Source organism: Candidatus Babeliales bacterium (genome assembly GCA_035288105.1).
Lineage (GTDB): Bacteria > Babelota > Babeliae > Babelales > Vermiphilaceae > SOIL31.
On record DATEAY010000020.1, the window covers coordinates 37,903 to 48,490 of the forward strand.

9 protein-coding genes are annotated in these 10,588 nt (G+C 34.2%); 5 read left to right on the forward strand and 4 right to left on the reverse strand.

All coding sequences use genetic code 11. The annotated features are described in order from the left end of the window. Positions 1-33 precede the first annotated feature (33 nt). The 4 genes from VJJ26_01175 to VJJ26_01190 are packed head-to-tail and all read right to left on the reverse strand — an operon-like array spanning position 34 to position 2,748. Complete coding sequence (locus VJJ26_01175; protein HLC06775.1) at positions 34-648, reverse strand: hypothetical protein; 615 nt, start codon at positions 646-648, stop codon at positions 34-36. Between the two features lie 37 nt (positions 649-685). Then, complete coding sequence (locus tag VJJ26_01180) at positions 686-1,036, reverse strand: hypothetical protein (protein HLC06776.1); 351 nt, start codon at positions 1,034-1,036, stop codon at positions 686-688. Beyond that, positions 1,033-1,389 (reverse strand): hypothetical protein, encoded by a 357-nt coding sequence (locus tag VJJ26_01185; protein ID HLC06777.1) that lies wholly within the window; start codon positions 1,387-1,389, stop codon positions 1,033-1,035. Before VJJ26_01185 ends, VJJ26_01180 begins: the two co-directional genes overlap by 4 nt. Positions 1,390-1,398: 9 nt before the next feature. Next, on the reverse strand, positions 1,399-2,748 hold the full coding sequence (locus VJJ26_01190) for a polymorphic toxin-type HINT domain-containing protein (protein HLC06778.1): 1,350 nt from the start codon (positions 2,746-2,748) through the stop codon (positions 1,399-1,401). 132 nt (positions 2,749-2,880) lie between these two features. Between VJJ26_01190 and xerA the strand changes: the two genes are divergently transcribed. The 5 genes from xerA (at position 2,881) to VJJ26_01215 (ending at position 10,410) form a co-directional block, all read left to right on the forward strand. Beyond that, positions 2,881-3,783, forward strand: coding sequence for a site-specific tyrosine recombinase/integron integrase (gene xerA / locus VJJ26_01195; protein HLC06779.1), 903 nt, complete (start codon positions 2,881-2,883; stop codon positions 3,781-3,783). Between the two features lie 125 nt (positions 3,784-3,908). Next, positions 3,909-5,042 carry a DNA polymerase III subunit beta gene (gene dnaN, locus VJJ26_01200; GenBank protein HLC06780.1) on the forward strand — a complete coding sequence of 378 codons (1,134 nt, stop codon included), beginning with the start codon at positions 3,909-3,911 and terminating at the stop codon, positions 5,040-5,042. Next, the gene (gene recF, locus VJJ26_01205) at positions 5,035-6,126 is read left to right on the forward strand and encodes a DNA replication and repair protein RecF (protein ID HLC06781.1); all 1,092 of its coding nucleotides are present in this window, start codon (positions 5,035-5,037) and stop codon (positions 6,124-6,126) included. The genes dnaN and recF overlap by 8 nt, the downstream gene beginning before the upstream one ends. A 343-nt stretch (positions 6,127-6,469) precedes the next feature. Beyond that, on the forward strand, positions 6,470-7,711 hold the full coding sequence (locus VJJ26_01210) for a hypothetical protein (protein ID HLC06782.1): 1,242 nt from the start codon (positions 6,470-6,472) through the stop codon (positions 7,709-7,711). A gap of 392 nt (positions 7,712-8,103) precedes the next feature. Further along, the gene (locus VJJ26_01215; GenBank protein ID HLC06783.1) at positions 8,104-10,410 is read left to right on the forward strand and encodes a tail fiber domain-containing protein; all 2,307 of its coding nucleotides are present in this window, start codon (positions 8,104-8,106) and stop codon (positions 10,408-10,410) included. The last annotated feature ends 178 nt before the right edge of the window (positions 10,411-10,588 follow it).

The window sequence follows — 10,588 nt, forward strand, 5'->3', positions numbered from 1 at the left end:
AAAGTTGTTGTCGCTATAGTCTTTGTTGAGAAATCAAAGGCCTCGCTTTTTCCACCATTCATCTGTTTCAAATTCAGCAGGAATTTCTTCTCTGTGTTGGGGTATGCGTAGATTAAGCCCATATTCTTTCTCTAAAATATCAAATAACACATGTCGTAAATTTGACATAAACTGATATCCGCACCAAGGACAAAATTCGAAGGTGCGTATATATGACTCTCGTACAGACTTCAGATAGTATTCTCTTATAGAAATGTTATATTCGATATTAAACAATGAATCATTCAACACAAAGTTCATATCTGGACAACATATAAAATATTCATTATTTCCATTTATTTGTGTCATTTTTTCTTTTAATCGTTGCACAGGAAGAGATGGATAATCTAATCCTAAAGCATTAAATTGCTCCTCTTTTAGTGCCTCTGGCAATTGACATCCACACCACAGACAAAATTCAAAAGTACGTATATATGGCTTTTCTATGGATTCTAGATAATACTCTTGTAATCTAGGATTGTATTTAACGTTATAAAGCTGATTGCTATTTTCAAGTATGGAATCCATTTCTAAACAACAAAATGGTCCTTTATAATTTTGTTGTTCTAGTTCAAATTGAGCTTTTAATTCCTTGATATTATCATGCATATTTTCTTCCTATGATGTTAACTTTTATCTCATTTGTTTATAGTTTTCGTTTTCTCCACCATTCGTCTGTTAGAAACTCGGCAGGAATTTTCTTTTTTTGTTCAGGAAATGATGGGTAATCTAATCCATACTCTTTTTCTAGAATATCAAACCACATATCACTGAGCCCTTGAGGTAATGTAGCTCCGCAATAAGGACAGAAATTAATTTGTCTGCCACCAGGTCCTATGGTTGCTTGTAAATAATATTCTCGAAATTTGGGGCTATAATCCGTAGGAGAAATATTTTCTGAATTTGATTTATCAACAGAATAATCCATGACAAAACAACAATGTGGTTCTTTATAATTTTGTTTAGCTAGAGCTAATCTATCCTCTATTTGTTTCATAAGTTTCGTTTTTTCCACCATTCATCAGTTTTGAATTCAGCAGGGATTAGTTTTTTTTGTTCGGGCATATCTGGTAAATCTAATCCATATTCTTTTTCTAAGATATCAAACCACTCATCTCGTAATTCTTTCATTAGTTGAGTTCCGCACCATGGGCAAAATTCAATTGTGCATATATATGGTCCTTCTAAAGACTTTAAGAAATACTCTCGTACTTTGGGATTATATTCAACATTGTAAAGTTGATCACTATTTTCGAGCATGTTGTCCATACTAAAACAACAAAATGGACCTCGGTAGTTTTGCTTAGCTAGTACTAATCTATCTTCTACTTCTTTTAGATGTTTATCCATGATTTCCTTTTAATCGTTTAATTTTCGTTTAGGTTGATTTTTTTCAGCGTTAGACTTTGTGTAATTCTTTGATCCATCCAGATTGGCAACGCCAATCCATTTTCCATTTTTATCCCAGACTTCAAAATGATCGCCGTGTAATCTGTCTGGTGCAAACTGATATCCTTTTTTAAACATTTCAGTTTTTGGAATATCTTCAGATAATTGTCTTATAGGGGCCCCATCTTTTGGGTTTTGCTTACCAGTATTGATAAACTTTTTTCCATATTGTTGACCAATAAGACAGTTTTCTTCAAATTCTTTCCAGTTGCGTACATATGGGCCTTGATAGCGAATTTTATTGTTTTCTGTTACAGATGCTTTGTCTTGAGTATTAAATAGTGGTTGATTATTATATTCAGCTGGCTGAAAACAACCATTACTATTAGTTTTTTCCAATTCGTTATTTTTGTTGCAGCCTTTTGCAACTTGATTTTCTTGCATTACGCCTATTTGTATGCAGCCAATTGCTGTTTGAGGTAACGGATTTTCTATGGGTGTTACATGTATGTATGTTGTGTTTGCTGCATGGTCAGGAATAAAACATCCGGTAGGTTTTATTGTGGAATTAATTTCTTTATGATGGCAGTAGGCTTTAATTGAGGCAATATTATAGACCGGTGTTTTATAACTTAGTATTCGATTTTCATATATTGCTTTTGCTGCAATACTAATTATACCGCCAAGAACAACACCACCCATTAGACCAATGGGGCCAAAAAAGCTGCCCACTGCACCTGTTGCAACGCTACCAAAGGGAATGGTGAATCCAAGACTTGCGGCTATTGGTAAAATAATGTTGTGAGTCAAAATAGAATATTTACCAACAAAAAATGCGTGTGATTCTTGTATTTCGAGTGTATAAATCCTGAGAGGTTGTGGAACAAATTTCTTATATGTGATTGGTTTTGCAATCATATTTTTGGTTAATAATGCATCACCGGGTTTGAGAAGGTATGCGGGAATCCATTGATGAGTTGCTGGTATATAAAACTCTTGCATGGGCGTGCATATAATGTCATCATGACTGGTATCATTAAATCCAACATCAAAACCGAGTCGAATGTAACAATTTGACTTGCTTCGTCTTCCTGTTATTACATATTGATTGGCGTTGCAAAAGGTATGTATATCATAACTTGCAACTGAAATTGTATCATGTAATGCGCGTAAGCAAATAGTATGTATAGTTTGCCAAGATCCGCTACCTAGTTGTATCGGTGTATTAGACCCAAATCCATGTCCATGTGTGATGCTGTGGAAAAAAAGAAACGAAACGACATATAAAACGAAGATTGCTTTTTTTGTTGTGCGCTGCACCAATATTCCTTTTTTACTAGAGCTTAGAAATTATATAAAATAACAACTCTCTAAGTAGTTTAGTGTACAATAGGTGCATAGATAAGCTAAGAAATAATTTATTGATACATACATTAAAAAAAGAAAGTCAACATGGATGCAAAGCATATTCAAACAAAGTTTGAAGCATATCTTTTGACGGAAAAGCGTGTTGCAAACAACACTTTTTTTTCCTATCAGCGTGATCTTAAGCAATTTATTGGGTTTTTAGAAAAAAATAATATTGTGTTAGAAAAAATCACAGGTGATGAACTGAAAACCTTTGTTCATCACCTGTATGGCCTTAAGCTTTCTGCTCGCAGCATTGCCAGAAAAATATCAACATTAAAAACATTTTTTGGCTATATAAGTCGTGTATTTGATATTAAAAACATTGCAAAAGAGTTGCATATTCCAAAAATTGAAAAACGACTCCCTACCTATCTTACACAAGAAGAAGTGAGCAAAGTGCTTACGCACTCAGAAAAAGATCGTTCTCCTTTGGGTATTCGTAATTCAATTATACTGTATTTATTGTATAGTTCTGGAATGCGTGTCAGTGAACTCATTAATATAAAAATATCTGATATTCATTTTGATACACGATTCATATCCATTGAAGGTAAAGGTGGCAAACAGCGCATGATCCCTTTGCCGCAAGCAGTATTATTGTTATTGCATAATTACTTACAAAAACATGCACATAATAATTTTCCAGCATCAGTAGATCCTATGTATTTGTTTCCGATAATGTATGGAAAAAAAATAAAGCCTATTTCTCGTCAATCATGTTGGGGGATTTTAAAAAAACTTTGTGAACGGGCTGGGATAAAACGAGCAATATCACCACATCAATTACGCCATTCATTTGCAACTCATATGCTAGAAAAAGGTGTTGATTTGCGCTCGTTACAAGTATTGCTTGGTCATGAAGAAATTACAACGGTAGAAGTGTATACTCATGTTGAAACTTCACAATTGCGAAAAATATATGATAAAAAACACCCGCGATCATAGCCCCAACCTTTGCTTCGCTACAGTTGGGGACCCATGTAGAACAGAGTAGAACATTGGGTAAAAAACTTTTTATTTTTATAACGTAGGTTATACTGAAAAAAGTGCGTATTTCATAAGGATTATTAATGAAAAATATATTTGTTGTAGAACAAAAACCGTTGTTATCTATTTTATCTTCTATGCAACCTATTTGTACAAAGCGAACTACTCTTGATGCAACCACAACAATCTTGTTTCAGGTGGGCCATAAGGAATTAGTTCTAAAAAGTACTGATTTAGAAATTAGTTTGCAAGCAAGTTATCTGCTCAAAGAATGTGATATTGACGAGCCTCGCATGTTTTTAGTTTCAGGCCGTCGTCTTTTTGATTTGGTAAAAGAATTAGAAGGGGATATCACTTTTATTCTTGATGATACATCCCTTTTAGTAAAAGCAGGATTAGTTAATGTTGTATTAAATATTCAAGATGCACAGAACTTTCCACCATTTCCAGAACGCATTGAAAATTTAATGCAATTAAATGCGCCCTTTATACTTGAGCTACTTAATAAGGTTGCTTTTTTAATTCCACAAAACAATGCTAATTCTTCCTTAAATGGCTTATTGCTTGAAATATCTGAATCAGAATTAAAAATGACTGCAAGTGATGGTCACTGCCTTGCTCAGGTACAAACGGCTGATTACACCTTGGAAGAATCACGCAAATGGTTATTACCGCGCCGAGCTGTATTTGAAGTGAAAAAGATTTTAGAAAGCAGTAATGATGCTAATATTTTTCTTGGTTTGTGCGGTAATCAATTAGTGTTTTCTGGTGAGTCATTTAATTTTTTTACCAAGTTACTTGTTGACGGATTTCCTGCATATGGAACAATCTTAGATAAAAAAGGTTTTGTTCCTGCTCGTGTTGAACGTTCTCATTTTATTAAAACACTTCGTCGTTCATCTTGTCTTCTTTCTGGACAGTTTATTGCAACAAATTTTGCATTTGGTTTAGAAAAACTGAAAGTTTCCTTACATAATAAAGAAGTTGGTACATTAGAAGAAGAAGTGCCTCTTTTTGATTTTAGTGGCGATGAGTGTGATATTCGTTTTTATGCTCCGTATTTACTCAATGGATTACAAGTGTTTCCAGGAGAACAAATACAGTTTTATCTGCAAGGTAAATCTAAGCCAATTATTTTTGATGCTCAAGCCAAAAATGAAAATAGCGCATATTCTATGTTTTATCTTGTGATGCCTGTAGCTCAAACACATGAATAAATTGCAGTTGGCGAGCATATACCTCAAAGATTTTAGATGTTTTGAACAAACAACGATTGATTTAGATAGTTCTATTGTGCTTATTTGTGGCGCAAATGGGACAGGTAAAACGTCTTTGCTTGAGGCATTGTATTATGGATGTTATTTGCGTTCATTCAGAACGCATCTTTCTCGTGATTTGGTAGCTTTGGGTAAGGAATCTTTTTTTGTAAAGTTTCTGGTGAAAAACGATCTTATCGATCACACAATTCAAATAGGTTTTGCACATAACAAGCGTTTGGTCAAAGTTGATAATAAAACAACTGTATCGTATAAGGATTTGTTGTCATATTATCGTGTTGTTAGTCTTACTGAAGATGATCTTAAATTAATTCAAGATGGTCCAGAAGAGCGACGAGCTTTTATGGACCAGGCATTATTGCTTGATGATGCATCATTTCTTATTAAAATGCGTGAATATCGAGTTGTTCTAGAAAACCGTAACGCTCTTTTACAAAAAGAAATAATCGATAAAGAAGAATATTTCATCTGGACCAAAAAGCTGTGGGAACATTCGTTAGATATACAAGAAATTCGCAAGCAGTTACTTGCGCAGCTGGAGGCAGACATTAATACCATGCTTGCACAGTATATTGATCAGAATTTGTCTCTTTCATTTGTCTACCAAGCAAAAAAGGGTAGCGACCTACCTTTTGAGCGATTTCTACACAAAAATACCTCTCTAGAAGAGCTTATGCGATCGGAAAGTTATTTTAAACGTTCTCTTTTTGGGGCCCATGTTGATGATTTTAGCATAGTGTTGGAAGGTAAAAAATCTCGGGCTTATGCATCGAGAGGACAGCAGAAAATGATCGTTTTGCTGATTAAAATAGCTCAAATTAAGCAATTGATGCTAAAAAATGGCCCAATTATTTTTCTTTTGGACGATTTTATGACCGATTTTGATGTGGAACGGGGCAAATCTTTGTTGTCGGCTCTTTTTGAACTTAACTGTCAATTAATTTTCACCTCTCCTCGGCGCGATAGTGCCTTGGAAAGCGCGTTAATTGCTTCTCAGACTGATTATAAAATAATTTCTATGTGAATTGTTTTAGGTTGATTCGGCCTATTTTTGGCGTCTTTTTTGACTGAATAAATTTTTTCATATATATTAATTGAGAATTATTATTGATTTTGTCGAAGATATCAACATAAATTAATTAAAATAACTTTGACTTTTTTGAAATAATGGTTAATCTTAGTACTAATAATTGCTTACAGAGACGCACAAAACCCTTAACTTAGGCTTCATTACTACTCTCCTTTTTTCCATCGCATTGATTTAAACGTCAATGCGATGGTTTTTTTTGGCCCATAAGTCAAAAATTGTTCTTGTTATTTAACTCCTTTATTGTTATTTTCCAAAAATCATAACAAAAGGAGTAATAATGAAAAAATGTATCGTCATACATATTCTTTTCTTAGTTTTTTCCATTTTTGGTCAAAATATATCGCATGTTGATGCCAGTGATAATCTCTTGGCCGTTGTTATAATGGTTAAAAATGAGGTTGATGTTATAATTCCTACCTTAAAGCCATTTGTTGATGCCGGAATTCAATCTTTTCTTGTATTTGATACAGGTTCGAATGATGGTACCCAGCAAAAAATAAATGCCTACTTTAAAGAATCAGGTATTTTGAATGCACATATTATTGAAGAACCATTTGTAGATTTTTCCACATCGCGCAATAGAGCACTGGATTTAGCAGAACAAATTTTTGCAAATTATACCTTTTTAATAATGCTTGATGCTGAATGGTATGCATATAATGTTGATGAATTGATCAGTTTTTGCAGAATACATAAAGATTATATTGCTCCTGATTGTACAGGAAGTTGCTATTTAACACGACTTTTTACTTTTCAAGATTCCATTAATAATTATGTACCACGACTTATACGTCGTGGATATAATGTTCGTTACACCGGACCTGTTCATGAATCAATCCCTGATATGGCAAGTGGAATAGTACCAGATGCTTTTTACTTTGAATATGCACCACAACCGTGTGGACAAGAAAAATCGAAAGCTCGTTTTGCTCGTGATTATGCATTATTAAAAAAAAGTCATGAACAAGATCCGACAAATATGCGTACATTATTTTATCTTGGCCAAACGTGTCAGTTTTTAAATGAATGGGAACAAGCTATTTTTTATTATCAAAAAAGATTTGATCTTGGTCTATTAAGTGAAGAAAAATATTTAGCGGCATATCGCATCGGATATGCAATTGAGTATCTTTTAGAAGAATCAAAAAAAAGTGGTACTGCTCAAAAATATAGATGGGAAGATGCTTTATATTACTACTTACAAGCACATAACATGATACCATATCGAGCTGAGCCTCTTTTTAGAATATCATGTTATTATATTCGCAATAACCAACACGCAACGGCCTATTTATTTGCAATGCGAGCTGCACAACTACCTTATCCTTATCAGAATAGTCTTTTTGTTGAAAAAAAAATATACGATTATTTGAGATATGATATTTTGGGACAGTGCGCAATATATGCTGGAGAGTGTGAAATAGGAAAATGTGCTGTATTAAAGGCTATGGAATCTGCCCCAGATGACCCATGTTTGCACCATAATTTGAAGATTTATAATCACTATAGTACCGTATAAATAAATAATTTTAGAGCTTATCCGAAAATTAATTAAGTTCCTATTCTGGTCAATTTCTTGTGCGCTCGTCCTAAACTTGCCCGCCGTCGCTAAAGCTATGGCGGACTGCGCCGGCCGAAGTCTTGACGAAGGCTGGTTGAAGGATATCTTCGAGCGCTCGAAGATATCCTTTTTAACCCAATCTTCACTTCGTTTCAATTAGGTACCCATTGGAAGGAACTGGAAATGGGTTAAGCTGACGAGCACAGGGATAAAATTAAAGATTTTAGATAATTTTGAATTTTCGGATAAGCTCTTATAAAAAAATAAAAAAGCTCTTGTTACCGCAAGAGTTTTTTTGCTTCTATAGATTTCGCATTAATAGTGTTGTCTTTTTAAAAAGAAGGGCTTCTATGGCTAATTTGAGATTTTCACGATTTTTTTCTCTACTATTATCAATGTCTTTAATGGTTGCACCGCTGCCGTTGTCTTCAATGGTAGAAGATATTGTTATTTCAAAATTTGAAGCCGATTTTATTAATAATAATGCTGATGGACCATATGTTTATCTTGGCAAAGAACTAAGTGGTATTACTCGAGTTGTGGCTCAAATAAGCGATTTAGATGACAATGATAATTCATTACTTCATGCGTTGAATAGACATCTTTCGAATGGTTTTTCTTGTGCAGAATATAACATTGCTCTTGAAACACTTGAATATGCTGAAAGTGTTTTGCAGCGCAATCACAAAAAAATAGATGTTGTCCAAGCAGAACATATAGCAAAGGACCTTGATATCGTAATCAATCAGGTTGTTGATGGTATATTAACTATTGATCTTGAAGATTTTGAACAAGATCCAGATGAAATGTTATTAAGATCATCAACCAAAAAAATTCATAGAAATTTATACGTTTCGGGTAAAACTACGTTGAAAAAACATCTTCATACCAAACAAGGTGCACATTTGCATGGTAAATTACGAGTTTGTAAAACATCATTATTTGAAAGTGATGCTACCTTTAAAGAAGATGTGATTATTGAGGGAACTCTCTCTACTTCAGATGCATCTATAAATAATCTTTCTATAATAAATTTGACTATTGATGATTGTATTGACGATCTTTGTATTAATAACTTATCTGTTGTTGATGCAACGATAGATAAGTTAACACTAAATGGTTCCTTATCGTTTACTGATTTATCAGTTGTTGATCTAGCGGTAAGTGGCACATTATCAGTTAATGATTTGGTAGTTAATAATTGTATGGATGATCTTTGTGTTAATGATTTATCAGTTGTTGATGGATCTATTAGTGGTACATTGTCAATAAGTGACGCTGTAATACAGAATTTAACATTCAGTGGTTCTCTCGTGATTACTGATCTGACATTGACTACTCTATCAGTCACAGATGAAGTTATTAATGGTAGCCTTAAAATTCCAAGTTTTACTCCTGCAGGAGTTGTTCATAATGATGCATCAGGATTATTATCCAGCTCATTAATCGTAAACGCTGATGTGTCAGCATCAGCAGCAATAGTAGATACAAAATTGGCAACAATTAGTACTGCCGGTAAAGTTGCTAACTCCGCAACAACAGCAACAAGTGCTAATACACCAAACACAATAGTATTGCGTGATGGAGCAGGTGATTTTGCTGCAGGAATAATTACAGCAAGTTTAAATGGTAATGCCACTACTGCAACCAATTTTAGTGGTGCGTTAGCAGGTGAAGTTACCGGTACACAGGGTGCTACTGTTACCAATGCCGTAAGCGCAAATACTGTAAATGCTATTGTAAGGCGTGGTGCAACTGGCGAATTTTCTGCGGGAAGAGTAAGTGTTACCGACAGTGTTGTGAGTGATAATCTTGAATTACAAAACTCAACCAGTTCTGCGGTAGGAAATATTCTAAAAGCAGGCAATAGATTCGTTCATAATTTTGGAACAAGTAATACATTTGTTGGTGTTAATGCTGGTAATTTCACTACGAGTGGCAATGGTAACAACAGTGCATTTGGTACAAGTGCATTGACTGCCAATGGAACAGGTGCCTTTAATACTGCAATAGGCGCAAATGCCTTACAGCAAAATACTACTGGAATTAATAATACTTCTATGGGTTATAATGCATTGTTTAACACAACAGGAAGCAATAATATAGCAATTGGTTCTCAAGCAGGGCTAACACTTACAACAGGTAGTGGTAACATTTATATAGGCGCTGATACAGGTGCTGCTTCAGAAAGTGATACTATACGAATTGGAACTTTACAAACGGCTTGTTTTATTGCTGGTATTAGTGGGGTAACAACTGCAGGAGCAGCCGTTGCTGTTCTTGTAAATGCTGCTGGACAACTTGGAACGATTTCATCATCAGCGACACGTAAGCATGGCATACATGATATGAGTGATAATTCAGCAGATATTCTCAAATTACGTCCAGTAATATTCATATATAATGGTGATGAAAGTAACACAACACAATATGGTTTAATAGCAGAAGAAGTTGATGAAGTATTCCCTGCTATTGTTGTGAGAGGTCAAGATGGGAAACCAGAAACAGTTCAATATCATGTGTTGCCAGTATTACTTTTAAATGAAATGAAAAAACAGCACGCAAGAAGTGAACAAGTGAATGAAATTATTGCTAGTTTACTTGTGCAAATACAAGAACTGACGAATCGAGTTAAAGTTCTAGAAGTGGCTGTATAAAAAAGCAAGTTATATGGAATCAGTTCTTGTTTGTATATAACGCTTAGCATAACTTCAGATAATTTGCATAAAACAAAAAAGACCCTTGTTAATTCAAGAGTCTTTTTGCTTCTATAGAGTGACCAATAATATTATCTTTTTTTTAATTGGTACATCATTACCTTAGTTTAGAAGGATT

Bases quoted from the DNA above. Each gene is read 5' to 3' on its own strand.
- VJJ26_01215 (HLC06783.1), top strand. From the start codon at position 8,104: ATGGCTAATTTGAGATTTTCACGATTTTTTTCTCTACTATTATCAATG.
- VJJ26_01185 (HLC06777.1), bottom strand. From the start codon at position 1,389: ATGGATAAACATCTAAAAGAAGTAGAAGATAGATTAGTACTAGCTAAG.
- VJJ26_01175 (HLC06775.1), bottom strand. From the start codon at position 648: ATGCATGATAATATCAAGGAATTAAAAGCTCAATTTGAACTAGAACAA.
- VJJ26_01210 (HLC06782.1), top strand. From the start codon at position 6,470: ATGAAAAAATGTATCGTCATACATATTCTTTTCTTAGTTTTTTCCATT.
- dnaN (HLC06780.1), top strand. From the start codon at position 3,909: ATGAAAAATATATTTGTTGTAGAACAAAAACCGTTGTTATCTATTTTA.
- xerA (HLC06779.1), top strand. From the start codon at position 2,881: ATGGATGCAAAGCATATTCAAACAAAGTTTGAAGCATATCTTTTGACG.
- VJJ26_01180 (HLC06776.1), bottom strand. From the start codon at position 1,036: ATGAAACAAATAGAGGATAGATTAGCTCTAGCTAAACAAAATTATAAA.
- recF (HLC06781.1), top strand. From the start codon at position 5,035: ATGAATAAATTGCAGTTGGCGAGCATATACCTCAAAGATTTTAGATGT.